This window comes from Sphingomonas sp. BK481 (assembly GCF_014194875.1).
GTDB classification, from domain to species: domain Bacteria; phylum Pseudomonadota; class Alphaproteobacteria; order Sphingomonadales; family Sphingomonadaceae; genus Sphingomonas; species Sphingomonas aerolata.
The window spans coordinates 168400-192449 of record NZ_JACIAP010000002.1 but is presented as its reverse complement, the minus strand read 5'-3'; the positions used below and the strand labels follow the sequence as shown (position 1 = coordinate 192449).

23 protein-coding genes and 2 riboswitches are annotated in these 24050 nt (G+C 67.9%); of the genes, 15 read left to right on the top strand and 8 right to left on the bottom strand.

Annotated elements, in window-relative coordinates; translation table 11 throughout:
• The first annotated feature begins 3 nt into the window (after positions 1-3).
• From FHY04_RS04815 to cobO, 6 genes are all read left to right on the top strand, one after another.
• On the top strand, positions 4-489 hold the full coding sequence (locus tag FHY04_RS04815; RefSeq protein ID WP_183935609.1) for a hypothetical protein: 486 nt from the start codon (positions 4-6) through the stop codon (positions 487-489).
• The gene (locus tag FHY04_RS04810; RefSeq protein WP_183935608.1) at positions 486-2321 is read left to right on the top strand and encodes a biotin carboxylase N-terminal domain-containing protein; all 1836 of its coding nucleotides are present in this window, start codon (positions 486-488) and stop codon (positions 2319-2321) included. Before FHY04_RS04815 ends, FHY04_RS04810 begins: the two co-directional genes overlap by 4 nt.
• Positions 2321-2773, top strand: a complete 453-nt coding sequence (locus tag FHY04_RS04805) for a MaoC family dehydratase (protein ID WP_183935607.1) — start codon at positions 2321-2323, stop codon at positions 2771-2773. Before FHY04_RS04810 ends, FHY04_RS04805 begins: the two co-directional genes overlap by 1 nt.
• Positions 2770-3594, top strand: coding sequence for a CoA ester lyase (locus tag FHY04_RS04800; protein WP_183935606.1), 825 nt, complete (start codon positions 2770-2772; stop codon positions 3592-3594). Before FHY04_RS04805 ends, FHY04_RS04800 begins: the two co-directional genes overlap by 4 nt.
• Before the next feature lie 58 nt (positions 3595-3652).
• Positions 3653-3886: riboswitch (cobalamin riboswitch) on the top strand.
• A gap of 181 nt (positions 3887-4067) precedes the next feature.
• Positions 4068-6026, top strand: coding sequence for a TonB-dependent siderophore receptor (locus FHY04_RS04795; protein ID WP_183935605.1), 1959 nt, complete (start codon positions 4068-4070; stop codon positions 6024-6026).
• Positions 6026-6625 carry a cob(I)yrinic acid a,c-diamide adenosyltransferase gene (cobO, locus tag FHY04_RS04790; protein ID WP_221211647.1) on the top strand — a complete coding sequence of 200 codons (600 nt, stop codon included), beginning with the start codon at positions 6026-6028 and terminating at the stop codon, positions 6623-6625. Before FHY04_RS04795 ends, cobO begins: the two co-directional genes overlap by 1 nt.
• On the opposite strand, the gene FHY04_RS04785 is transcribed toward cobO, so the two are convergent.
• The gene (locus FHY04_RS04785; protein WP_183935604.1) at positions 6622-7470 is read right to left on the bottom strand and encodes an ABC transporter substrate-binding protein; all 849 of its coding nucleotides are present in this window, start codon (positions 7468-7470) and stop codon (positions 6622-6624) included. The genes cobO and FHY04_RS04785 overlap by 4 nt on opposite strands.
• A gap of 67 nt (positions 7471-7537) precedes the next feature.
• Here FHY04_RS04785 and FHY04_RS04780 point away from each other — a divergent pair, with 67 nt between their 5' ends.
• From FHY04_RS04780 to cobS, 6 genes are all read left to right on the top strand, one after another.
• Positions 7538-8533: an iron ABC transporter permease gene (locus tag FHY04_RS04780; RefSeq protein ID WP_183935603.1), complete on the top strand. Its 996-nt coding sequence runs from the start codon at positions 7538-7540 to the stop codon at positions 8531-8533.
• On the top strand, positions 8527-9312 hold the full coding sequence (locus tag FHY04_RS04775) for an ABC transporter ATP-binding protein (RefSeq protein ID WP_183935602.1): 786 nt from the start codon (positions 8527-8529) through the stop codon (positions 9310-9312). Before FHY04_RS04780 ends, FHY04_RS04775 begins: the two co-directional genes overlap by 7 nt.
• A gap of 21 nt (positions 9313-9333) precedes the next feature.
• A riboswitch (cobalamin riboswitch) is annotated at positions 9334-9521 on the top strand.
• Positions 9522-9617: 96 nt separating this feature from the next.
• Positions 9618-10034: a DUF1636 domain-containing protein gene (locus FHY04_RS04770; RefSeq protein WP_183935601.1), complete on the top strand. Its 417-nt coding sequence runs from the start codon at positions 9618-9620 to the stop codon at positions 10032-10034.
• On the top strand, positions 10031-11044 hold the full coding sequence (gene cobT / locus FHY04_RS04765) for a nicotinate-nucleotide--dimethylbenzimidazole phosphoribosyltransferase (RefSeq protein WP_183935600.1): 1014 nt from the start codon (positions 10031-10033) through the stop codon (positions 11042-11044). The genes FHY04_RS04770 and cobT overlap by 4 nt, the downstream gene beginning before the upstream one ends.
• Positions 11041-11619, top strand: a complete 579-nt coding sequence (locus FHY04_RS04760) for a histidine phosphatase family protein (RefSeq protein ID WP_183935599.1) — start codon at positions 11041-11043, stop codon at positions 11617-11619. The genes cobT and FHY04_RS04760 overlap by 4 nt, the downstream gene beginning before the upstream one ends.
• Entirely contained in the window at positions 11616-12332 is a 717-nt protein-coding gene (gene cobS, locus FHY04_RS04755; protein ID WP_183935598.1) for an adenosylcobinamide-GDP ribazoletransferase, read from the top strand. Before FHY04_RS04760 ends, cobS begins: the two co-directional genes overlap by 4 nt.
• Here the strand turns inward: cobS and FHY04_RS04750 are convergent.
• The 3 genes from FHY04_RS04750 to FHY04_RS04740 are packed head-to-tail and all read right to left on the bottom strand — an operon-like array spanning position 12300 to position 15683.
• A complete protein-coding gene (locus FHY04_RS04750; protein WP_183935597.1) occupies positions 12300-13790 on the bottom strand; it encodes a cobyric acid synthase in 1491 nt (496 codons plus the stop codon). The genes cobS and FHY04_RS04750 overlap by 33 nt on opposite strands.
• On the bottom strand, positions 13778-14716 hold the full coding sequence (cbiB, locus tag FHY04_RS04745) for an adenosylcobinamide-phosphate synthase CbiB (RefSeq protein ID WP_183935596.1): 939 nt from the start codon (positions 14714-14716) through the stop codon (positions 13778-13780). Before cbiB ends, FHY04_RS04750 begins: the two co-directional genes overlap by 13 nt.
• A complete protein-coding gene (locus FHY04_RS04740; protein ID WP_183935840.1) occupies positions 14709-15683 on the bottom strand; it encodes a threonine-phosphate decarboxylase in 975 nt (324 codons plus the stop codon). Before FHY04_RS04740 ends, cbiB begins: the two co-directional genes overlap by 8 nt.
• Before the next feature lie 87 nt (positions 15684-15770).
• Between FHY04_RS04740 and cobU the strand changes: the two genes are divergently transcribed.
• Positions 15771-16322 carry a bifunctional adenosylcobinamide kinase/adenosylcobinamide-phosphate guanylyltransferase gene (cobU, locus tag FHY04_RS04735; RefSeq protein WP_183935595.1) on the top strand — a complete coding sequence of 184 codons (552 nt, stop codon included), beginning with the start codon at positions 15771-15773 and terminating at the stop codon, positions 16320-16322.
• Between the two features lie 35 nt (positions 16323-16357).
• Here cobU and FHY04_RS04730 read toward each other — a convergent pair whose 3' ends face one another.
• From FHY04_RS04730 to FHY04_RS04715, 4 genes are all read right to left on the bottom strand, one after another.
• Complete coding sequence (locus FHY04_RS04730) at positions 16358-17650, bottom strand: OmpP1/FadL family transporter (RefSeq protein WP_056675900.1); 1293 nt, start codon at positions 17648-17650, stop codon at positions 16358-16360.
• 50 nt (positions 17651-17700) lie between these two features.
• Positions 17701-18111 carry a DUF2147 domain-containing protein gene (locus tag FHY04_RS04725; RefSeq protein ID WP_031395134.1) on the bottom strand — a complete coding sequence of 137 codons (411 nt, stop codon included), beginning with the start codon at positions 18109-18111 and terminating at the stop codon, positions 17701-17703.
• 213 nt (positions 18112-18324) lie between these two features.
• Positions 18325-20643 (bottom strand): 3-hydroxyacyl-CoA dehydrogenase/enoyl-CoA hydratase family protein, encoded by a 2319-nt coding sequence (locus FHY04_RS04720; protein ID WP_183935594.1) that lies wholly within the window; start codon positions 20641-20643, stop codon positions 18325-18327.
• Complete coding sequence (locus FHY04_RS04715) at positions 20643-21779, bottom strand: thiolase family protein (protein WP_031395136.1); 1137 nt, start codon at positions 21777-21779, stop codon at positions 20643-20645. The genes FHY04_RS04720 and FHY04_RS04715 overlap by 1 nt, the downstream gene beginning before the upstream one ends.
• A 133-nt stretch (positions 21780-21912) precedes the next feature.
• On the opposite strand from FHY04_RS04715, the gene FHY04_RS04710 reads away from it, so the two are divergent.
• Positions 21913-23616, top strand: coding sequence for a long-chain fatty acid--CoA ligase (locus FHY04_RS04710; protein ID WP_260171324.1), 1704 nt, complete (start codon positions 21913-21915; stop codon positions 23614-23616).
• Positions 23613-23996, top strand: a complete 384-nt coding sequence (locus FHY04_RS04705; protein ID WP_183935593.1) for a MerR family DNA-binding transcriptional regulator — start codon at positions 23613-23615, stop codon at positions 23994-23996. Before FHY04_RS04710 ends, FHY04_RS04705 begins: the two co-directional genes overlap by 4 nt.
• The last annotated feature ends 54 nt before the right edge of the window (positions 23997-24050 follow it).

Here is a 24050-nt window from a genome sequence, read left to right as displayed (position 1 = left end):
CCGATGATCCTGCTATCGTTGCTGCTGGCCGCGGGTCAGGTCACTCCGGTCCAACCGATCGTCAAGGGCACCGGCTTGCCGCCAGCCGTGGTGACGGAGGAGGCCGGCGTCATGGTGCCGATCGACGCGATGTTGGCCGCGCTGGCCACCCGCGATGGCCAGGCACTGCTCCCACAGGTGCGCCCCGAGGGGGGGGCTACGGCCGTGGAAGAAAAGGCCGACGGCACGCGCATCATCCGCCGGACCGCCTGGTCCGACTTCGCCGCCGGTCTGAAGCCCGGGCCGGAGCGATATGCGGAACGCCTGACGGATCCCGCCGTGGATATCGATGGCGATATCGCGATGGTATGGTCGCCCTATGTCTTCACCATCGACGGCCGGGTGGCGCATTGCGGGACCGACCATTTCGACATGGTGCGCGACGCGGGCCGGTGGAAGATCCTCAACATCACCTGGTCCAAGCGGACCACTGGATGCCCCGCGCAATGATCGAATCACTGCTTATCGCAAACCGCGGCGAGATCGCCTGCCGCATTATACGCACAGCTCGGGCATTGGGAATCCGCACGATCGCGGTCTATTCCGATGCCGATGCGGGCGCGCTGCATGTCCGGCACGCTGACGAGGCGGTGCATATCGGTGCGAGCCCGGCGCGCGAGAGCTATCTGGTCGGAGAACGGATCATCGCCGCCGCGCTCGCCACCGGCGCTGAGGCAATTCATCCGGGGTACGGGTTCCTGTCCGAGAATGCGGACTTCGCGCAGGCCGTGCTCGACGCAGGGATCCTGTGGGTAGGCCCCGATCCCGACAGCATCCGCACGATGGGGCTGAAGGATGCCGCGAAGCAGCGGATGATGGCGGCCGGCGTTCCGGTGACACCGGGCTATCTGGGGGAGGACCAGTCGCCCGATCGGCTCCAACGCGAGGCGGATGCCATCGGCTACCCCGTCCTGATCAAGGCCGTTGCGGGCGGCGGCGGCAAGGGTATGCGCCGCGTCGATGCGTCCGCCGACTTTGCCGACGCGCTCGCTTCGTGCCAGCGCGAAGCCTCCGCGTCGTTCGGTAATACCGACGTGCTGATCGAGAAATATATTCTGTCGCCGCGGCATATCGAGGTGCAGGTGTTCGGCGATCGGCAAGGCAACGTCGTCCATTTGTTCGAACGTGACTGTTCGTTGCAGCGCCGGCATCAGAAGGTGATCGAGGAGGCTCCGGCCCCCGGCATGGATGATGCGACGCGCGCGGCGATCTGCGCGGCGGCGGTGCGCGCGGCACAGGCCGTGAACTATATTGGCGCGGGTACGATCGAGTTCATCGCCGATGCGAGCGAAGGCCTGCGCGCCGATCGGATCTGGTTCATGGAAATGAACACCCGGTTGCAGGTCGAGCATCCCGTCACCGAGGAAATCACCGGACAGGATCTGGTCGAATGGCAGCTGCGGATTGCCAGCGGCGAGGCGTTGCCGCTGCAGCAGCATGATCTTGCGATCCGCGGCTGGGCGATCGAGGCGCGGCTCTATGCGGAGGATCCCACCAAGGGGTTCCTGCCGTCGATCGGGCGGCTCGAGGCGTTCGATTTGGGTGATGCGACGCGGGTCGATACGGGTGTCGAACAGGGGGCGGACATCTCGCCCTATTACGACCCGATGATCGCCAAGGTGATTGCCTGGGGCGACACGCGTGAAGCCGCGCGTGAGACGTTGGCGGAGGCGCTGGACAAGGCGGTCGTCTGGCCGGTCCGGTCGAATGCGGGGTTTCTCGTCCAGGCACTCGATCACCCGGATTTCGTCGCCGCAACGCTAGATACCGGGCTGATTGCGCGCGAGGGGGCGGCGCTGATGCCCCCGGCGCAGCCCAGCGAGGAAGCACTGATCGACGCCGCGCGTACGCTCGTACGCGCCGAGCCGATGGCGGGTTTTCGTCTCAACGCGGCCCCTTTGAAGGCCGCGCGGTTCCTGCTCGACGACGACGCGGTGACGATCGATCTCGACGGTCGCGGCATCGATGCACCGGTCGATGCCACCCTCGTTTCCGATGCCGGGCAGACCTGGCAGTTGCGGCCTTGGCGTGCGTCTGGCGCGGCGATGGGGGCGGCAGCGGACGGCGCTATCTTGTCACCGATGCCGGGACGGATCATCGCGGTCGACGTGGCGGCCGGGGACCGTGTCGCAAAGGGGCAGAAGCTCGTGACGCTGGAGGCGATGAAGATGGAGCATTCGCTCGTCGCGCCGTTCGACGGGACGGTTGCCGAACTGACCGCGATCGAAGGCGGGCAGGTGAGCGATGGCATGGTGCTCGCGCGTATCGAGAAGGATGACTGATGGCCGGCCGCTATTTCGACCGATGGGCAGTCGGCGACCGGATCGTCCATGAGATCCGCCGCACCGTCACGGAGACGGACAACCTCCTGTTTTCGACGATGACGCACAATCCGCAGCCGCTGCACCTCGATGCGGAGGCGGCGAAGGCGAGTGAATTCGGCCAGATCCTCGTCAACGGCACCTTCACCTTCGCGCTGATGGTCGGCCTGTCGGTCAGCGACACGACGCTCGGGACGCTCGTCGCCAATCTCGGTTACGACAAGCTCGTGCATCCGAAACCCGTCTTCATCGGCGACACGATGCGCGCCGAGACCGAGGTCGCCGAGCTTAAGCCCAGCCGGTCACGCCCGAACGCCGGGATCGTCACATTCATGCACCAGCTGATCAACCAGCGTGACGAGATCGTCTGTCAGTGCCTCCGCTCGGCACTGCTGCTGCGGACGCCGGCATGAGGTTGCGCTCGCTGCTGTTCGTGCCCGCAGACCGGCCCGAGCGTTTTGCGAAGGCCGCGGCGAGCGGGGCGGATGCCATCATCCTCGATCTGGAGGACTCGGTCGCGCTGTCCCGCAAGGCCGTTGCCCGCGAGGCGGTCCGGGCCACGTTGCAGGACCACACCGACGTCGTGCGGATGGTGCGGATCAATCCCGTCGACTCCGGGTGGCTGGACGACGATCTCGCTGCCGCGAGGGACGCCGATGCGATCATGCTGCCCAAGGCGACGGGACCCGCGACCGTCCTCGCGCTGGTCGAGGCTTATGGCGATGACTGTCCGCCGATCCTGCCAATCGCGACCGAAGTGCCCGCCGCGATCTTCACACTGGGCGAATATGCGCGGGTCAACGACCGGTTATGTGGCCTGACCTGGGGCGCAGAGGACCTGCCCGCGGCGATCGGCGCGGCGACCAGTCGTGAGGACGACGGGTCCTATACCGAACCCTATAAGCTCGTCCGATCGCTGCTGCTGTTCGGCGCGCATGCGGCGGACGTCGCGGCGATCGAGACGGTCTATCCTGCAATCGCGGACATTTACGGGCTGGCAGCCTATGCCGCGCGCGGCAGCCGTGACGGCTTTACCGGCATGATGGCGATTCATCCGTCGCAAGTCGCCACGATCAACGCCGCGTTCACGCCGGATGCGGCGACCGTTGCACATGCGCACGCCGTCGTCGCTGCGTTTGCAGCGGCTCCCGAGGCGGGCGCGCTGCAGCTTGATGGGCGGATGATCGATGCGCCGCACTTACGTCAGGCGCGGGCGATCCTCGCGCGACTCTAGGCCCATTGGCGGCAGGAATTTTCTGCGCTACCGTCGCCCTGCGAAACCGGTGAAGGCCGGGGTCGCAGATCGCGTCGGTGCCCCTCGGGGCTTCAAAGGGAATGCGGTGCGGGAGGCGGTCCTCCTCATGCCGCGGCTGTCCCTGCAACTGTAAGCGGTGAGTGCGGTGCGCATGTCCCTTCATCATGGGGGGGCGACCACTAGGCCTGAGCGTAAGCGCAGGGCTCGGGAAGGTCGCGTACCGGGCGTCGACCCGTGAGCCAGGAGACCTGCCGGCGCTCGGTCGCTCTTGCCATGGTCCAGGGGATGACCGCGGCACGGTACTCCGTCTGAGCGACGAACCATGCGGCGGGGGCCGCATCGGCGCGCGTGGCGGGTGCGGTTCGGCGTACACCCCAAGCGTTGCGCCGGCTGTCCGTGGCATCGGACGGCAGGCCCCGGCCGGTCGCTCGTGACGCCGGGGGTATCGTTTCATGACCAGAGTTTTCGTTTCGCTTGCGGCGCTCGCGACCGCCACGGCCTTTGCATCGCCGACCGCGGCCGAGCCCGATCCGGTTACTGCGGCGACGGGCGAGGCGGCAGCGGGCGCCGCCGAGCTGGTGATCACCGCATCGCGATCGGGGGACGCGGTTCCCGCCGATCAGCTCGGAGCGTCGGTGACGGTGCTCGACGCCGCCACGCTCGACCAGCGGCAGACCCGGATCGTGTCCGACGTGCTGCGCGACGTCCCCGGACTGGCGGTCAGCCGGACCGGCGCGGTCGGGGGGACGACGCAGGTCCGGATCCGCGGATCGGAGGGCAATCACGTGCTCGTGCTGATCGACGGGATCGAAGTGTCCGATCCCTATCAGGGCGAATATGACTTCGGCACGCTGATTGCCGACGAGGCGGCACGGGTCGAGGTGCTGCGCGGCCAGCAATCGGCGCTGTACGGGTCCGACGCGATCGGCGGCGTCATTCAGTATCTCACGCTCAGCGGCGCGGAAGCCCCGGGCGTATCGCTGCGGGCCGAGGGGGGATCGTTCGGCACGTTTTCGGGCGGCGCGCGGGTCGCAGGCGTATCGGGCAATCTGGATTACGCGCTGTCGAGCTCGACCTACCTCACCGACGGCACGCCGACCGCACGGGGCGGATCGCGCGACATCGGCGCGAAGAGCGTCGGCGCGACGGGCAAGCTCAGCTGGTCGCCGATCGACACGCTGAAGGTCACGGGCGTCGCGCGCTACAGCTATACCGACGCCGACAGCAACGACACCGCGTTGAGCGGCCCGCAGTTCGGCACGATCGTCGATACGCCCGGCGCGCGGAGCACGGTCGAGGCCTATTACGGGCTGGTTCGCGCCGAACTCGCGCTGGCGGATGGCCGCTGGACGAATGCGCTCAGCGGCCAGTTTGCCGATACGACACGCCGGGCGCTGGCCGACGATGCCTTGAGCTTTGGCAACAAGGGACGACGGTACAAGGGATCGTTCGAAAGCGCCTTCCGGTTCGGCACCGATCGCATCCGGCATCGGCTGACCGCCGCAGTCGATGTCGAGCGTGAGGAATTCCAGACGCTTAGTCAGGTCCCTTCGGAGTTCGTCTTCACAGGGCGGCGGCACACCGACAATGTCGGGATCGTCGGACAGTATGACGTCGTGATCGACGACGCGCTCGCGATCGGCGGTTCGGTGCGGCGCGACGAGAATAACCGGTTCGACGACACCACCACCTACCGCGCGCAGGCGAGCTATCGCTTTGCGACCGGAACGCGGGTGCGCGGCGCCTACGGGACGGGCGTGAAGAACCCCGGCTACTTCGATCTCTTCGGCTATTCGGACGGTCGTTATATCGGCAACCCCAACCTCAAGCCGGAAAAGTCAAAGGGGTGGGAAGCCGGGGTCGAACAGGCTTTCGGGGGGGATCGTGCGACGATCGGCGCGACCTATTTCGACAGTCGGCTGACGAACGAGATCTTTACCACCTATCCCGCCCCCGACTTCGTCGCGACGCCCGGCAACCGCGATACGCGATCGACGCAGCACGGCGTCGAGGTGTTTGCCACAGCGCAGCCGATTGCGCAGTTGCGCTTCGACCTCGCCTATACCTATCTGAAGGCGCGCGAGGACGGGGGCGTGGAGATCCGGCGCCCCAGCCATATCGGCAGCATCAACATGACTGCGTTCAGTCGCGACGAGCGCGCCTCGGCAACGCTCACCGTCCGGTATAATGGCCGGCAGCAGGACGATGCCTATACCGATCCGAGCTATGTCCCTGTCCGCGTCTCGCTCCAGGAATATGTCCTCGTCAACCTGAACGCGGCGTACAAGCTGACGTCCCGGCTATCGGTCTTCGGTCGGGTCGAAAACCTCTTCGACGAGCGGTACGAGGAGGTGTTCAGCTATGTCGGTCAGGGGCGCGGTGCCTATGCCGGCGTGAAGGCAGCATTCTGATGCGGAGCGAGGCGGAGCACACGGCGCGGATGGCCAAGAAGAAGGTCGTCCAGGACAAGATCGTCGCGGCCAAGACGATCGAAAAGGGCCTGCTTATGGTCCACACCGGACCGGGCAAGGGCAAGACCACCGCGGCGCTCGGCATGGCGGTGCGGATGATGGGGCATGGGCGAAAGGTCGGGATCGTACAGTTCGTCAAGGGTGCGATGACGACCGGCGAGAAGGTCATCTTCGACGCCTTTCCCGATCTGGTCGAATTCAAGCCGATGGGCGAGGGCTTTACCTGGGATACGCAGGATCGGGCCCGCGATATCGCGGTGGCGCGCGAAGGGTGGGACGAGGTCCGCCGGATGATCGCCGACCCCAGCTATGCGATGGTCGTCGCCGACGAGATCAACATCGTCCTGCGCTACGACTATCTGCCACTCGGTGAGGTACTTGCGGGATTCGCCGCGCGACCGGCGATGACGCATGTCGTGGCGACGGGGCGCAACGCGCCCGATGCTTTGGTTGCCGCGGCGGATCTCGTCACCGAGATGGGGCAGGTCAAGCATCCGTTCCGGGGCGGGGTCAAGGCCCAGGCCGGCGTCGAGTTCTAACGGCCGCGGCGAGGACCAGCCGGACGGGGCGTGCGCAACTGCGCCGCGAGGCTTTGCGCGGCCAGCACATAGGCGGGACCTCCGCAGACGGTCCACGCCTCGGGGATGCGCAGACGGGGAATCCCGTCGAGAATCGGATGATGCAGCATTTCGGTGCCCTGATCGGTCACGCGGTCGGTGGCGCTCTCGACGATGAGATAGTCCGGGCGTGCCAGCGCCATCTGTTCGAGCGAGAGCTGCGATAGCGCCGGTTTGCCGAGCCGGGTCGCGAGATTGGCAAGCCCGAGACGCTGCATCAGTTCGTCGACGAGCGTGCCGGTACCGGTCAGGAAACCCCGACGCTGATAATAGGCCGCCGTGCGACCACCTCCCGGCGCGCGCGGCAATCGTGCGAGCGCGGCGTCCATCCGGCGGATCAGCGTTTCGCCGCGATCGCGGTGGCCGATGGCCGCGGCGACCTGACGGACTTGCAACACGATCGCGGCATAGCTGTCCGCGGGGGGCAGATCGAGCGTCGCGACGTTCCGGCCGGCGAGAATGGCCGTGACCGTCTGGCGTCGGAACGGCGAGGCGATCACCAAATCGGGGTGCAGCATCAGCACGTCTTCTGCGCTGCCGCGGCTGACTGGCATGGTACGTGCGGCGTTGGCGGCAGCGGACATGTTCGGATCACGCGCGAACCGGGTGAGCGCGACGATCTGCGCGGGGTCGGCGAGCGCCAGAAGATACTGGTCAGCGCATAGGTTGAGCGAGACGATACGCCGCGGCGGTCGAGGCGCCGCCGCCGCCGTAGTTGCGCCAACGGCAGCGACGATTAGGATGGTCAGGAGATGGCGGCCGCGCATGCGCAAAACCCTGCCGCAGCGGCCGCTTATGCGCTAGGCGGAAATCGATGCGGTGGGATCTGGCACTATGGAACGCGTGACGCGTGCGCGATTGGTCGGTGGCCTCGCGCTGCTTGCGCTGTTGGCCGGCGCTGCGTCGGTCGCGGTGGGGAGTGCGGCGATCCCGCTCGTGCATGTCGTGCGGGCGCTCAGCGGGCAGGGCGATCCGATCGAACGCGCGATCCTGTTCGAACTCCGTCTGCCGCGCGCGATCCTCGGGCTCGCGGTCGGCGCGATGCTGGGGCTTTCCGGTGCAGCACTGCAGGGGTTCCTGCGCAACCCGCTGGCCGAGCCATCGGTGCTGGGCGCGTCGAACGGGGCATCGCTGGGCGCGGTGATCGCGCTGTATTTCGGGCTGGCGGAGCTTCATCCGGCGATGCTGCCGATCGTGGCGATCGCCGGGGCGTTCGCGGCGCTGGGGTTGCTGTTCGTGCTGGCGGCCGGGTCGCAAAGCGCCTTGTCCCTGATCCTCGCGGGGATCGCGGTTGGAACGCTGGCCGTCGCGGGGGTCAGTCTTGCGCTCAACCTGTCCCCGAACCCGTTTGCGGCGATGGAGATCATGACCTGGTTGCTCGGGTCGCTCGAAGACCGGTCGTTCAGCCATGTCACGCTGGCGCTGCCCTGTATCGCAATCGGCACGGTGCTGGTCGCCTCGGACGGCCATGCGCTCGACGCGCTGACGCTCGGCGAGGATGGCGCACGTGCGCTCGGCGTCGATCTGGGCCGGACGCGCATGCGGATGCTGGTCGGGGTGGCGATCGGGGTCGGCGGGGCGGTCGCGGTATCGGGCGCGATCGGGTTCATCGGCCTGATCGTCCCGCATCTCGTCCGGCCGATGACCGATCGTTCGCCATCGGCGATCCTGCTCCCCTCCGCACTGGGCGGGGCCGCATTGCTTACCTTTGCCGACGTGCTGGTCCGGGTGATCCCGACGTCGAACGAACTTAAGCTCGGGGTCGTCACCGCGTTTCTCGGCGTGCCGGTGTTCCTGGTTCACCTCATGCGCGAGCGCCGGCTGTGGTAACCCTCGCCGCGAACTGCCTAAGCGTCTCCCGCGCAGGGCGGGTCGTGGTCGACGACGTCACCTTCGCGGCAGAAGGCGGCGCGCTCATCGGGATCGTCGGCCCCAATGGGGCGGGCAAATCGACGCTGGTCCAGGCGTTGCTCGGGCTGGTTCCCGCTACGGGGGCGATCCTGCTCGACGGCGTTCCGCTGGCGGAACGCTCGCGACGTGAGATTGCGCAGACGGTCGCGTATCTGCCGCAGGGTCAAAGTCTTCATTGGCCGCTGAGCGTCGAGCGTCTCGTCGCGTTGGGCCGGTTGCCCCATCTCGCACCGTTGTCGCGCATTTCTCAGCAGGATCGTGATGCGATTGCCCGTGCGATGGCGGCGGCGGACGTGACCACGCTTGCGGCGCGTGTCGCGACCGAGATTTCGGGGGGCGAGCGGGCTCGGGTCCTGCTGGCACGGGCGCTCGCGGTGGAGGCGCCGGCGCTGATCGTCGACGAGCCGCTCGCGTCGCTCGATCCCGCGCATCAGATCGCAGTCATGGAGATCCTGCGGGCGCAGGCCGCGCGCGGCGTCCTGGTGATCGCCGTACTGCATGATCTGGGGCTGGCCGCACGCTATTGCGATCGCATCCTCGTGCTAGACGCGGGCCGGCTCGTCGCCGACGGCGCGCCTTCGGCAGTGCTGACGCCGGCTCGACTGCGTGAGACCTATGGCGTTAGGGCGTGGTTCGGATCGATCGAGGGCGTACCGGTCGTGGTACCGCTGACGCGTGACAGCGCGCAGGGCGATTGACCCGGGCCGCTCGCCCGGCCTATCCCTCCGACCGCGACAGGTTCCCCGGCGACGGGGATGAAAAGGGAACGGGAGAACCCCGGCTGCCCCTGCAACTGTAAGCGGCGAGCCATCGTGCCATCATGCCATTGGGATCCCGGTCCCGAGAAGGCGGCGCGAAGGGCTGTGACCCGTGAGCCAGGAGACCTGCCTGTCGCAGTCGTCTTTCGTCCGGCCAGGGTGCGCCGAGCGGACGGGGGTAAACCCGCGCGACGACATAACCAGCCTGCGGCCTGTGCCGCGGGCGCGTATGTCATGGGGTTTCAATGCCGAATCTACTGGTTCCCGCCGAAGACGGTGCGGCCGTCGTCGCCTGCAGCACCTGCCGCGCGTCCACCGATGCGAAGGACGATGCCGAGGGCATGCGCGGCGGTGCGAGACTCGTCGCGGCGTTGCAGACGGTCCAGGCGAGTGATCCGCGCTATGCCGGGATTGCGGTCCAGGCGATGCCGTGCCTGTTCGCCTGTCAGGATTTCTGCACCATCCATGTCCGCGGGCCCGCGAAGATCGGCTATGTTCTGGGGCGCTTTACCCCGGATGAGGAGGCTGCGCGCGCGATCCTCGATTATGCCGTGCTGCATGCGGAGAGTGCGGAGGGGCAGGTGCCGTTTCGGCAGTGGCCTGCGGGGATCAAGGGGCATTTCATCACCCGGACGCCCCCCGCGGGCTATGTCGCGCAGTGACGCTGTTCCCCACGGTCGCAGCGTTCGACGCGGCGCTGGAGGCCCTTCCTGAGGCAGACGAAGCCGCGCGGGCTGCGGCATCGCTGCGGCAGGGGCAATTGACCAAGCCGCCAGGATCGCTCGGCCGACTTGAAGACCTCGCGGTCTTCATGGCGGGCTGGCAGGGGCGCGAGCGGCCGCGGTTCGAGCGTGCGCGAGCGGCGATTTTCGCCGGAAATCACGGCGTTGCGGTGCACGGGGTCAGCGCCTTCCCGATTTCCGTAACCGCACAGATGGTCGAGAATTTCCGCCACGCGGGCGCGGCGATCAATGCGCTGGCGGATGCCGTCGGGCTCGAACTCGTCATCGCTGACATCGATCTGGAAACCCCCACGGCGGATTTCACGACGGGGCCGGCGATGGACGAAGCCGCGTGTCTCGCCGCACTCAACATCGGTGCCGACGTCGTCGTGCCGGGACTCGACATACTCGTCGTGGGTGAGATGGGGATCGGGAATTCTACGTCGGCCGCAGCACTGTGTCTGCGTAGTTACGGCGGAACCGCCGCGGACTGGGTTGGGCCGGGGACGGGGGTTGATGTGGCGGGAATCGCGCGGAAAATTGCGGTCGTCGAGGCGGGGATTGTGCGTCATGCTGATTCCCCGCGTACGCCTTTCGAGACATTGCGGCGGGTGGGGGGGCGTGAAATCGTCGCGATCGCTGGCGCGGTGGTGGCGGCGCGGCTGGCCGGGGTGCCGGTGGTGCTCGACGGATATATTTCGTCGGCGGCGATCGCACCGATCGCGGCGGCGTATCCTGGCATTACAGCGCACTGCATTGCCGGGCATTGTTCGGCCGAGCCGGGGCATGAGCGATTGCTTCAAGCGCTGAAACTCGAGCCTTTACTGAGACTTGGGATGCGGCTGGGGGAGGGAAGCGGGGCGGCGGTTGCGGTGGGAGTGATCCGGTCGGCGTTGGCGGCGCATGATGGGATGGCGACGTTTGCCGAGGCGGGGGTGTCGGTGGCGTGAGTGGGGCGTTCCTGCTCCACCTGTTGCGGCATGGTGCGCCTGAACTGACCGGGCGGATGCTGGGGCGGACCGATAGTCCGGTCACGGCGGAGGGGATGGCGGCCTGTTTGGCGAGGGCAAAGTCACTGCATTTCAACACGCTAGTCTCTTCTGATCTCATGCGATCGCAGGCTATTGCGGATGCGATCGGGCGGGAGCGGGGGCTCGCTCCGACGACCGATGCGCGGTGGCGGGAGCTGGATTTTGGGGATTGGGACGGGCTGGCTGCGGCGGAGATCGACTCTGCGGCGTTGCAGCGGTTCTGGGACGATCCGGATGGCGCACCGCCACCGGGTGGGGAACGGTGGAGCGATCTTGTCGCAAGAACTACCGATGCGATAGAAGACCTTACCCCCGAAACCTCATTGATCGTGACACATGGCGGGGCGATCCGTGCGGCACTGAAATCACTGTGCGGGTTCGGGTTGCGGGAGCTCTGGGCATTCGATTTGCCCTATGCGGCGTTGATTACGCTACGGATCTGGCCGGACCGGACGGCGCAGATCGTGGGGCTGCAGACGGATCCGGTTTCTTGAAGCGGCTGATCGTCGCATTCGGCTTCCTGACGCGCGTGCCGATGCCGCAAGTTGCTGCAGACGCTGAGGATTTTGCATCCGCGATCCGGTGGTATCCGGTCGTCGGGGCGTGCATCGGGGTGGTCGTGGCGGCGGCGGGGTGGGTCGGCGCGCTGGTCGATCCGTGGACCGGCGCGCTCGCTGCGCTGGTAATTTGGGTAGCGATTACAGGCGCTTTGCACCTGGATGGGCTGGCAGATCTGGCGGACGGGCTGGGTGCCGCGCACGGCAATCGCGACAGGCTGCTAACGGTGATGGCGGATCCGCATATCGGTAGCTTCGGCGTTGTGATGACCACGCTGCAACTCATTGCAAAGCTTGTATTATTGCATGCAGTTTCGAGTCAGGGATGGGCGGTCGTGATCCTCGTCCCGATGCTCGCGCGGATCGGCCCGTTATGCTGGGCGCGGTGGGTGCCGCTGCTCCGCGAGGGCGGGCTGGGAGGGATGGTGGCAGGGAAGATCAGGGTGCACGATCTGGTCTTTTGGGGGTGCGTAACAGGGTGTTTAGGGGTGCCTGTGCATGCCGTTGCAGGGGCCCCTGCACTGATCGCGGTATTCGGCTGGTGGCTGGTCCGGCGGGTCGGCGGCGTATCGGGGGATTGCCACGGCGCGGGGATCGAATTCGTCGAGACCGGGATGCTAGTCGCGATTGCCATTGCCGGCCGCGTCTGACCCCGCGAGCTTCGACACTGCGATCAGCGCGTCGATATCAAGATGACGTTCGAGCGTTTCCGCAATCGCATCGAGCGCGGCGTCGATCGACGCGCCATGGTCGGGCCCGACCGCGTCGACCCCGAGCCGGCCGAGCCAGGCGCGGCGCTGATCCGCGAGGCCGAGCAGGCCGTGGACATAGCTGCCAGAGACGAGCCCGTCGGGACTGACCGCGCCGTCGCGGCGGCCATCGTCGCGGGTCGTGAGCGCGCGCGCGGTGTCGGGGCCGGTGGTTTCGCCGATATGGATTTCATAGCCGTCGAACCGTGCGCCGATCGCGGTGCCGGCGACGCGCTCGAGCGTCTTGGCGGGGGACAGGATCGTCGCCACGTCGAGCAGGCCGAGCCCGGGGGCGATACCGGCGGGACCCTCCAGCCCGTCCGGATCGGCGATGCTGCGGCCGAGCATCTGATAGCCGCCGCACAGCCCGAGCACCGGGCGGCCGCGACGGCGATGCGCGTGGATGTCGATGTCCCAGCCCTGCGCGCGGAGAAAGGCGAGGTCGGGGATCGTCGCCTTGGAGCCGGCGAGGATGATCATGTCGGCGTCGGGGATCGGTTCGCCGGGCGCGACCATGACCAACGTGACGCCGGGGTCGAGCCGCAGCGGATCGAGATCGTCGAAATTGGCGATGCGCGGGGTGATCGGACAGGCGATGACGACCTGGCCGTCCTGCCGGTCGTGACCGGTCCCGCGTTCGAGGATGACCGCGTCCTCGCTCGGCAGGCGGGCGGCCTCGGGCAGCCAGGGAATGACGCCATAGCCGCGCCAGCCCGACCGCGCCTCGATCGCGCGATAGCCGTCGTCGAACAGCGCGGGGTCGCCGCGAAACTTGTTGACGAGGAAGCCGTGGATCATCGCGGCGTCGGCGGGGTCGATCACCGCGCGCGTGCCGACGAGCGAGGCGATGACGCCGCCCCGGTCGATATCGCCGATCAGGATGACGGGGACGCCGGCGGCGCGCGCAAAGCCCATATTTGCGATGTCGGCGGCGCGCAGATTGATCTCGGCGGGGCTGCCCGCGCCCTCGACGACGACGATGTCCGCCTGCGCTTGGAGCCTGTGATAGCTGGCAAGCACGTCGTCCATCAGCCCCGCGCGCCCCTCACGCCAGCGGCTTGCGCGGAGGATGCCGCGGACCTTGCCGTGGACGACGAGCTGCGAACTGCGGTCGCCCTGGGGTTTGAGCAGGACGGGGTTCATGTCGGTGGTCGCAGCGGTGCGCGCGGCGATCGCCTGGGTCGCCTGGGCGCGGCCGATCTCGCCGCCATCGGCGGTGACGGCGGCGTTGTTCGACATGTTCTGCGGCTTGAAGGGCCGGACGGAGAGCCCGCGATTGGCGAGCGCGCGACATAGGCCGGCGACGAGCACCGACTTGCCGACATCCGAGCCGGTGCCCTGGAGCATCACCGCACCCACAGCAGCGCCCCCGTGACGATCCAGAGCAGCAGGCAGGCGCGGCGATAGACCTGAAGCGCGCGGGCGATGTCGGCGGCAGTGGCGGCGGGGCGACCGCCGCCGATCCAGGGCTTCAGCTGGGTGACGCCGTCATAGCTGACCGGGCCGGCGAGGCGGAGGTCGAGCACGCCCGCCATCGCCGCTTCGGGCCAGCCGGCATTGGGCGAGGCGTGTTTGCGCGCGTCGCGCCGCATCACGCGCCAGCCGCCGGGACCGGCGAGGCACAGCAGGGCGCCGCTGATCCGCGCGGGGATCCAGTTGGCGAGGTCGTCGATCCGTGCGGACGCCCAGCCGAACGCGCGCCAGCGTGGCTCGCGGTGGCCGATCAGGCTGTCGGCAGTGTTGATCGCCTTGTAGATCCACAGCCCGGGGAGCCCGCCGATAAGCAGCCAGAAGAGCGGCGCGACGATGCCGTCGCAGAAGCTTTCGGCGAGGCTCTCGATCCCGGCGCGGGCGATGCCGGCGGAGTCGAGCCGGTCGGTGTCGCGACCGACGATCCGGCCGACCGCGATCCGCGCGCCCTGCACGTCACCCTTGCCCAGCGCGGCGGCGATCGGGGCGACGTGATCGTTGAGGCTGCGCTGCGCGAGGCCCGGGGCGGCAAGGAGGCCGATGCCGAGCCAGGCATAGCCGCCGAGATAGGTCGCGAGTAGCCAGGTCGCGCCCCAGGCGATCCCGCCCGTCACCGCGAGCGTGATCGCGAGCGTCGCGACCCCGGCGATGCGGCGCGTCGCGTCCGGCCATGACGGACGGTTGAGTGTCTTTTCGAGGCTGCCGATGATCGCGGCGATCGCGCCTACGGGATGACCGATCCGACGGTAGAGCCGTTCCGGCCAGCCGAAGGCGGCGTCGAGCGCGAGGGCGATGAGCGCGACGGGGTCAGCCATGCGCGAGCCCCGCGTCGAGACGCGCCAGTGCAGTCGCGTCGGCGGGGACACCGAGACGGAGCCAGCGGGGGTCATAGGTGAAGGGACGCGTCAGGATGCCCGCCATATTAAGACGCTCGAACAGCGACTTGGCGTCGTCTGTTGCGATGAGGCGGAAGAGCGGGCAGGCGCCCGTTGTGGTGAGTCCGTGGCGGAGAAGCACCGCGTCGAGCGCGGCTGCGCGGGTGACGAGCTGTGTGCGCGAGGTCTCGATCCAGTCGCGGTCGGCATAGGCGGCGGTGCCGATCGCGAGTGCGGTGGCGGAGATCGGCCAGCTGCCCAGACGGTCGCGGACCTGCGCGACGATGCCGGGCGGTGCGATCATGAAGCCGAGCCTGACGCCCGCGAGTCCGAAGAACTTTCCGAATGATCGGAACAGGATAACGGGATCTTCTGCGGAAAGCTGCGAGGCCAGGCCGGCGTCGGGTAGCGTGTCGGCGAAAGCCTCGTCGACGACCAGCCAGCCTGCATTCTCGCGAAGACGGTTGATCACGGGCCTGAGCGCGTCCGGACTTACCAGACGGCCGTCGGGGTTGTTCGGGTTGGCGAGCAGGATGGTGCCGCCGTGTGCCGCTTCGTCGGTCAGGCTGTCGATCGAGATACGCGCGGGGAAGACTGCGGTATGCGTCGCGTAGCTGGGGCCGACATGGCGGGCGGGGGCGGGCAGGCCGAGATCGTCGAGTAGGCGCAGGCCGATCTCGGTGCCGGGCAGTGCGACGACGCGCGCGGGGTCGGCGCCGAAATGGCGCGCGGCGACGGCCTCGAGCGTGGCGAGTGCGGCGGGCGAGGGGAGGCTGCGCAGGTCGACCGCGAGATCGGCGGGGGGCTCCCACGCGCAGGGGTTGATCCCGGTCGACAGGTCGAGCCAGGGACGCGGCGCGTGCGGGTACAGCGCCTGCGCGCTGTCGATCCGGCCGCCATGTTCCATCAGCGCGTGCACATGCGTCCCCTGCGCCGGCGATGCCGCGGCGTTGCTGCTGGCCTTCGCCATTCGCCGGGGATAGCGCAAGAGGCGATGGAGGAGACGATCGTGCAGGGGTTTGGAAAGACGGTGCTGGTCACCGGCGGTGCGCGCTCGGGCAAGAGCCGCCATGCGCAGGCTTTGGCAGAGGCGGGGGCAGAGGCGGCTGGTGGGGCCGCGCTGGTCTATATCGCGACCGCGCAGGCATTCGACGGCGAGATGACCGAGCGGATCGCGCGGCATCGCTCCGAGCGGGACGAACGGTGGCGGACGGTCGAGGCGCCGATCGCGCTGGCAGAGGCGATCGTCGAGGCGGATGCGCCGGACGGGGTGATACTGGTCGACTGCCTGACCTTGTGGGCGTCGAACCTGATGCTGGCGGAGGCGGATGCGGAGACGGCGATCGCCGCGCTGCTGGACGCGATCGGTCGCGTCGCGGGGCGGCTGGTGCTGGTCACCAACGAGGTCGGGATGGGGATCGTGCCCGACAATGCGATGGCGCGGCGGTTCCGCGATCTGGCCGGGATGCTCAACCAGCGGGTCGCGGCTGCGGTCGAGACGGTCGATCTCGCGGTGTCCGGGCTGACGATCCGGATGAAGGGATAGGGTGCCCCTCCCCGTGCGGGGAGGGGCGGTTAGCGTCAGAACGAGACGCGGGCGCCGAGCGAGGTGACGATCGCGCTGGCGTCGCGGAGCGCGCCGTTGGTGCGGATGATGCTGCCCGCGACCAAGGTGGCGCGGTCGATCGTCGTGTTCTCGAAGTCGACATATTGCGCGGCGGCGTCGACCGCGATGCGCGGCGTCACCTGGTAGGAGGCACCGGCGGCATAGGTCCAGCGATCGGCGTCGGGGACGCGCGCGTCGCGCTGGCCGTCCTGGGTCGGCGTCTTGGTGCGCTGGACACCGCCGCGCACCGTCAGTTTGGGCGTGACGTCATAGTCGAGGCCGCCCGCGAGGCTCCAGCTGTCGCGGTAGTTTTCGGGGATCGCGGTGTTGAGCGGTGCGCCGAGATCGATCGTGTCGAACTTGCTCCAGTTGAACGCGATGACCTGGGCGTTGAGCGTCAGCTGGTCGGTGGCGCGGACGCGGCCCGCGACGATCACCTGGCCCGGCGTGTTGAACTCCGCGGTCGCGCCCGAGACCTCGGTGTTGCCGCCGGCGAGCGGGCCGAGCAGGCCGGTGACGACGAGGTCGCCCTTCAGCTTGTGGCGGATGCTCGACTTGTAGGTGACGCCGACGGTGGCGAAGTCGTTGTGGAGCTGGACGCCCGCGGTCCAGCCGAGATCCCAGCCGTCGCCGCTGAGTTCCTGGCGGCCGTCGGGCTGTGCTGCGGAGACGTTGGGGAGCGCGTTGCTGAGGATCGCGTCGGTATATTCGACGTTGAGCGCACCGCCGACCCGGAGCCAGTCGGTCAGCTCGACGCCGATCGAGGGCTGGATGTCGATCGTGCGCAGGCGGGTCTTGTCCGCGCTGTAGCGGGCCCAACTGTCGGCGTCATAGTTGGTCGTGAAGCTGAACGGCGAGGTGACGACGAGGCCGACCGCGATCCGATCGGTCAGCGGATAGGCGACCGCGCCCGAGGGAACGACGCCCTTGTTGACCGGGTCGCTCGAGTTCGACTGGCCGCTGATCGCGGTGCAGGGCTGGCCGCCCGGACGGCAGATCTGCGAGCCGGTGTCGATCACGTCGCCGCGCGGGATGATCGCGCTGGCGCTGAGCGTCGCGCTGCCGTCGCGGATGCCGGCGATCGCGGCGGGGTTCCACCAGAGCGACGCGGCGCCGGTATCGGCGGCCTCACCCGAAAACGCACGGCCCGCGCCGCGCGCCGACTGCGCCTGGAGATAGAAGGCGTCGGCATAGGCGGTGCTGGCGCATCCGAAAGCGGAGACGAGCGCGGTCACGGCCAGCAACGGGGCCTTGGTACGAAACGACATTTACAAAATTCCTGAACGCTAACTTTTGGGGAGATGAAAGGGACCTGGGATCAGCGGACGCGCGTCCAGGTCTGGGTCTTGCAGAGCGGGAAGAAGACGCAGCCGCGCAGTTTCAACTGGTTCGCGCCGACCGGGGTGATCTTGCCGCTATAGGTCTTGCCGTCCTCGGCATTGTAGACCTGGCCGCTGCTCCAGACGCCGTCCTTGTCGGACTTGAAGCCGCTGAGCATCTGCATGCCCTGGATCGGGCGGCTGCGCAGCGCGGTGTTACTGTTGTTGGCGTCCTTCATCGACGGGTTGGCGCGCAGCGCGTCGGAGGTCAGGATCTTGCCGCAGATCGAGGGGCCGCAACGCGCGATCTCGACGATGGCGTTGTGCGTCTCGGTCCGCCAGCGGCCGACCACGGTGTCGGCGGTCGCGGGCGCGCCGGCGAGCAGCGCGGCGATCATCATCAGGGACATCGTCTATCCTCTCCTAGTGTCGGGCCGCCGCATCTGTACGGTCACCCAGTGTATTTGCGAGCACCGCGACCTATTCGCGAGTCCGCTGCCGTATACGGCATGTCATCGACCCGCCTAGATTTGTACAAACAATAGTCAAGTGTTCTTACTGATCCGGGCGGGTGAAAAATTGGTCATGCGCGGGTGTTCCCCCGCTCGCGCGGGGGAACTGTCTCAGTTGCGCAGTGGCTTACCCGTCTGGAGCATGTGGACGACGCGCGCCTGGGTGCGCTGGTCCTTGACGCTCGCCATGAAGGCGGCGCGTTCGAGGTCGAGGAGCTGCGCCTCGGTGACGGTGTCGACGAGGTCGGCCTCGCCGCCGGTCAGCACCTCGGCGAGACGGTCGGCGACCACCACGTCATAGTCGGTCGCCATGCCCTTCTTGTGGAAGTCCGACACCGCCATCGACAGACCGGTACGACCGCTGGCACCCGCCAGACGGAAGGTCGGCGGCTCGGGGGCGACATAGCCCTCGACCAGCGACAAGGCCTTTGCCTTCGCGTCGGCGAGGAGGCGATCGCGGTTCATCGTGATGCCGTCGTCCTTGCGCAGGATCATCATCTCCTTCGCCTCCGCCGCCGACTTGGCGACCTGCGCGGTGGAGACCGCCTGGAACACCTTGGTCAGCGCGGGCATGGGGCCGTTGGGGAGCGTGCGCGACTTCGTCCAGCGATCAAGCATCTCGCCATTGCCGCCCCAGCCGGGGACGAGACCGACGCCGCATTCGACGAGGCCGGCATAGGTCTCGGCATGCGCCTGGACCGCGTCCGAATGGAGCAGCATCTCGCACCCGCCGCCGAGCGCGAGCCCGGCGGGCGCGCTGACGACGGGGAAGGGCGCGTATTTGAGCGCCTTGTACGCCTGCTGGCCGCGCGAGACGCTCGCCTCGACCATGTCCCACAGGCCCGCACCGACCGCGAACATCGCCGCGCCGAGATTGGCGCCCGCCGAGAAGTTGCTGCCCTCGTTATAGACGACCAGCGCCTTGAAGCGCTCGCGCACGACCGGGACCGCTTCCTCGATGAGCGCGATGACCTGATCGTCGAGCGCGTTCATCTTGGTGTGGAATTCGAGCGCGGCGACACCGTCGCCGACGTCCCAGAGCGACGCCGAGGCGTTGGTCAGGACCGGCTGCGACCGGAGCTTGATGTCCTCGAGCAGTTCGACGCCGTCGGCGCGCGGCACGTCGACATAGTCGCCCGCGGTGGTCAGATACTGGCGGTTGCCGTTCTCGACGCGGTAGAAGGGGCGGTCGCCCGCGGTCGTCAGGATCGCAGGCACGTCGCGGCCCTCGGCGGCGAGACGCTGGGCGAGCAGGCCCGGCCCCATCCGGTCGATCAGCTCGAACGGCCCGTATTTCCAGTTGTAGCCGAGCTTCATCGCGTCATCGATCGCGACGATATCGTCCGCCGCCTCGCCGACGAGCATCGCCGCGTAGGACAGCGTGTTGCCGAGGATCGTCCAGGCATAGGTGCCGATCTTGCCGGGCTCGGCGATCAGCGCGGCGAGATCCTTGCCGGTCTTGCCGGGCAGCTCGGCGGGCTTCGCCTCGGGGCGATAGTCGCCGGTCGCGAGGTCGAGCGACAGCTTGGTGCGCGTCGCCTTGTCGAAGCGGTAGAAGCCGCCCTTGCCCTTGCGGCCGGTGAACCCCTCCGCGATCATCTTGTCGACGAGCGGCATGTCGCGGACGGTGTCGAAATAGGGGTCGCCCGCGGGGAGCGTCGAGGAAAGGCTCTTCGACAGCAGCGGCATCAGGTCGACGCCGACGAGATCGACGAGCCCGAAGATCCCGGTCTTGGGCACGCCCATCGGCCGGCCGCCGATCTGGTCGGCCTCCTCGACGGTCAGCCCCTGATCCATCGCCGCGTTGATCGCGATCGCCAGCCAGTAGGTGCCGATGCGGTTGGCGATGAAGCCCGGCGTGTCCTTCGCGCGGACGATGCGCTTGCCCATGAAGCGATCGACGAAATCCTCGACCTTCTCCGCGACCGCGACGTCGGTATGCTCGCCGCGGACGATCTCGACCAGCCGCATGTAGCGCGGCGGGTTGAAGTAATGGGTGATGAGGAAGTCGGCCTTGAACTGGTCCGAGCGCCCGTCGACGAGATGGCCGAGCGGGATCGTCGAGGTGTTCGAGGAGACCGCGGTACCGGGACGCTTCAGCGCCTCGAGCTTGGCATAGAGCGCCTGCTTGATGTCGAGCCGTTCGACGATCGCCTCGACGATCCAGTCGCATTCGGCGACGCGGTCGAGATGGTCGTCGATATTGCCCGTCTCGACCAGCTTGGCCGCACGCTTCGACATGAAGGGGGCGGGGTCGGTCTTGAGCATCTTCGCGACCGCGCCCTTGGCGACCGCGTCGCGATCGTCACCCTCGCGGGGGACGATGTCGAGCAGCAGCACCGGGATGCCGGCATTGGCGACCTGCGCGGCGATGCCCGCGCCCATCACGCCCGCGCCGATGACGCAGACTTTTTTGATCTGGTCCGACATCATGCGCGCTCCAGCACCGTTGCGATGCCCTGACCGCCGCCGATGCACTGGGTGGCGAGCGCGTAGCGGCCGCCTTCGCGCGCGAGCAGGGCTGCGGCCTTGCCGACGATCCGCGCGCCGGTCGCGCCGAGCGGATGGCCGATCGCGATCGCGCCACCATCGAGGTTGATCGTCTCGTCCTTGAGCCCAAGGTCGCGGATGCAGGCGATCGCCTGGCTGGCGAAGGCCTCGTTGATTTCGACCACGTCGAGGTCGGCGACGGTGATGCCGGCGCGCTCCATCGCCTTTTGCGAGGCGTAGATCGGACCGAGGCCCATCGTCGACGGCTCGTTACCCGAGACCGCGACCGACTTGATGCGCGCGAGGATGGTCAGGCCGTGCTTCGTCGCGAACTCTTCCGAGGTGACGAGGACGGCCGACGCCCCGTCCGTCAGCGGCGAGGAGGTGCCGGCGGTGACCGAACCGTCCGCGCTGAATGCAGGCTTGAGCCCTGCGAGCGCTTCGGTCGTCGTGCCGGCGCGGATCGTGCCGTCCTGGCTGACCGGGCCCGCCTTGGTCTGGATCGTCACGATCTCGTCGGAGAGACGGCCATCGGCGCGCGCGGCGGCGGCCTTGTCCTGGCTCTTCACCGCGAACGCATCCTGCTCGGCGCGCGTGATCTGGTAATCGCGCGCGACGTTCTCGGCGGTCTCGCCCATGCCCATATACGCGCCGGCGTTCTTCTTGAAGAGATCGGGGTTGGGGAGCGGGTTATAGCCGCCCATCGGTACGCGGCTCATCGATTCGAGGCCGGCGCAGATGAACGCGTCGCCAGCCCCGATGTTGATCTGGCCGACCGCGATGTGGATCGCGCTCATCGACGAGCCGCAGAAGCGGTTGACCGTCATGCCGCCGACCGACAGCGGCAGGTCGGCGAGCAGGCCGATCATCCGCGCGACGTTCAGGCCCTGCTCGCCCTCGGGGAAGGCGCAGCCGAGGATGATGTCCTCGATCGCGGCAGGATCGACGCCGGTCTTGTCGAGCAGACCGCGGATCGTCTGCGCGGCGAGATCGTCGGGGCGGACGCGGGCGAGATCGCCCTTGCCGGCAAGGTGGAACGGCGAGCGGGCGTACCCGGCGATGACGACGTTGGTCACGATGATCCTCTCCAATTGCAATCGGTCCGCTTAAGACTTGCGGGCTACCCTTAAGGTGCGATACCTCTCCTATACGTCAAGGTGATGCGGCCTACAATATCAGTCGAGAGCGCACGCCGAAAAGGAGAGAGAGATGCTGGACACCGACGGCCGTGCGATCGGCGTACCGCTAGAAGGCGAAGCGCGTTTGCTGGGCGACATGCTCGACACGGCGGTCCGCCGATTCGGGTCGCGGACGGTGCTGGATTTCCTCGGGTCGACGATGACCTATGCCGAGCTCGGCGACGCGGTCACGCATGCGGCGCGGGGCCTGCAGGATCTGGGCGTGGTGAAGGGGACGCGGGTCGCGCTGTGCCTGCCGAACACGCCTTATTATCCGGTGCTGTTCTTCGCGGTGCTGAAGGCGGGCGGGATCGTCGTCAACGTCAACCCGCTCTATGTCGAGCGCGAGCTGTGCCACCTGCTGAAGGATTCGGGCGCGGAGATCATCGCGACCTGCGACATCACCGAGATCCATGCGCGCGTGCTGAAGGTCGCGGGCGAGACGGGGCTGCGGCATGTCATCACCTGCCCGATCGCGGGTGCGCTGCCGACGCTGAAGTCGATCGCCTACCGGATCTTCAAGCGCGCCGAGATCGCCCGCGCGCCGAACGACGCGCGGCATCGCAGCTTCGACTCGCTAGTGCATGCGAAGGGCGCGCCCACGCCGGTCGCGGTGACGCCGGACGAGGTCGCGGTGCTGCAATATACCGGGGGGACGACAGGCGAGCCCAAGGCGGCGATGCTGAGCCACGCCAATCTGGTGTCGAACGCGGATGCGATGATGACGTTCGTCGGCGGCGAGACGCCCGAGCAGGACCGGGTGATGGGGGCGCTGCCGCTGTTCCATGTCTTCGCGCTGACGACGGTGCTGACCTATTCGATCCGCGCGGGCGCGCAGATGATCCTGTTGCCGCGGTTCGAGCTGCAGCAGCTGCTCAAGACGATCGTGCGGACCAAGCCGACCTATTTCCCCGCGGTGCCGACCATCTATGCGGCGATCACCAAGGCGGCGGAGACGCAGCCGATCGACCTGTCGTCGATCCATGCGTGCATCTCGGGCGGCGCGCCGCTGCCCGCCGAGGTGCGCACCGCGTTCGAGGCGGCGACGGGGTCGAAGCTGGTCGAGGGGTACGGCCTGTCGGAGGCGTCGCCGATCATCACCTGCAATCCGATCGAGGGGCTGAACAAGCCGGGATCGGCGGGGCTGCCCTTTCCCGGCACGATCATCGAGATCCGCGACCGCGAGGACCCGACCCGGCTGCTGCCCGTCGGTGAGAATGGCGAGATCTGTGCGCGCGGCCCGCAGGTTACGCAAGGATATTGGCACAAGCCGGAAGCGAGCGCGGCGCTGTTCGCGGACGGCGCGCTGCGCACCGGGGATGTCGGGCATCTCGACGCGGACGGCTATCTGTTCATCGTCGACCGGATCAAGGACCTGATCCTGTGCGGCGGCTACAATGTCTATCCGCGGGTGATCGAGGAGGCGCTGTACGAGCACCCCGCGGTCGCCGAGGTGGTGGTGATCGGGGTCGCCGACGCCTATCGCGGACAGGCGCCCAAGGCGTTCGTCACGCTGGTCGAAGGTGCGGTCACAACCCCTGTGGAATTGCGTGATTTTCTGCGTGACAAGATCAGCAAGATCGAGCTTCCCCGCGAGGTCGAAATCCGCGACACTCTGCCCAAGACGTTGATCGGCAAGCTATCCAAAAAGGAACTTGTCACGGAGGAAGAGGCCAGGCTGGCACGCGCGATGCCGGCCGGGGCGGCGTCGGGGGAGAGGGGAGCGACACCGTGAACGAGCGGCAGGATGATCTTACCGGGATTCAGGACGTGTCGCAGGCGCTGGGGGTCAGCGCGCGGACGCTGCGTTTCTATGAGGACAAGGGGCTGATCGAGCCGTGCCGGATCGGCACGACGCGGGTCTATACGCGGCGCGACGTCGCGCGGATGCAGCTGATCCTGCGCGGCAAGCGGCTGGGATTCTCGTTGCGCGACATCGAGGAGTTCCTCGTCCTGTACGACGCGGATCCGCAGCATATCGAACAGATGCGCGCGCTCGCCGAACGCTGTCGCCAGCGGATCGACGACCTCCAGCAGCAGCAGGCGGCGATCGCGCAGACGCTGGAGGAGCTGGAGAAGATCGAGGCGCAGGCGCTCGAGCGGATTGCGTCCTGACCGGCGTGTAACGCGTGCGCGGTTGCGCCGGCTCGCGCGGCGCGGCAGGGACGG

Bases quoted from the DNA above. Each gene is read 5' to 3' on its own strand.
- FHY04_RS04815 (WP_183935609.1), top strand. From the start codon at position 4: ATGATCCTGCTATCGTTGCTGCTGGCCGCGGGTCAGGTCACTCCGGTC.
- FHY04_RS04810 (WP_183935608.1), top strand. From the start codon at position 486: ATGATCGAATCACTGCTTATCGCAAACCGCGGCGAGATCGCCTGCCGC.
- FHY04_RS04805 (WP_183935607.1), top strand. From the start codon at position 2,321: ATGGCCGGCCGCTATTTCGACCGATGGGCAGTCGGCGACCGGATCGTC.
- FHY04_RS04800 (WP_183935606.1), top strand. From the start codon at position 2,770: ATGAGGTTGCGCTCGCTGCTGTTCGTGCCCGCAGACCGGCCCGAGCGT.
- FHY04_RS04795 (WP_183935605.1), top strand. From the start codon at position 4,068: ATGACCAGAGTTTTCGTTTCGCTTGCGGCGCTCGCGACCGCCACGGCC.
- cobO (WP_221211647.1), top strand. From the start codon at position 6,026: ATGCGGAGCGAGGCGGAGCACACGGCGCGGATGGCCAAGAAGAAGGTC.
- FHY04_RS04785 (WP_183935604.1), bottom strand. From the start codon at position 7,470: ATGCGCGGCCGCCATCTCCTGACCATCCTAATCGTCGCTGCCGTTGGC.
- FHY04_RS04780 (WP_183935603.1), top strand. From the start codon at position 7,538: ATGGAACGCGTGACGCGTGCGCGATTGGTCGGTGGCCTCGCGCTGCTT.
- FHY04_RS04770 (WP_183935601.1), top strand. From the start codon at position 9,618: ATGCCGAATCTACTGGTTCCCGCCGAAGACGGTGCGGCCGTCGTCGCC.
- cbiB (WP_183935596.1), bottom strand. From the start codon at position 14,716: ATGGCTGACCCCGTCGCGCTCATCGCCCTCGCGCTCGACGCCGCCTTC.
- FHY04_RS04740 (WP_183935840.1), bottom strand. From the start codon at position 15,683: ATGGAACATGGCGGCCGGATCGACAGCGCGCAGGCGCTGTACCCGCAC.
- cobU (WP_183935595.1), top strand. From the start codon at position 15,771: ATGGAGGAGACGATCGTGCAGGGGTTTGGAAAGACGGTGCTGGTCACC.
- FHY04_RS04730 (WP_056675900.1), bottom strand. From the start codon at position 17,650: ATGTCGTTTCGTACCAAGGCCCCGTTGCTGGCCGTGACCGCGCTCGTC.
- FHY04_RS04725 (WP_031395134.1), bottom strand. From the start codon at position 18,111: ATGTCCCTGATGATGATCGCCGCGCTGCTCGCCGGCGCGCCCGCGACC.
- FHY04_RS04720 (WP_183935594.1), bottom strand. From the start codon at position 20,643: ATGTCGGACCAGATCAAAAAAGTCTGCGTCATCGGCGCGGGCGTGATG.
- FHY04_RS04710 (WP_260171324.1), top strand. From the start codon at position 21,913: ATGCTGGACACCGACGGCCGTGCGATCGGCGTACCGCTAGAAGGCGAA.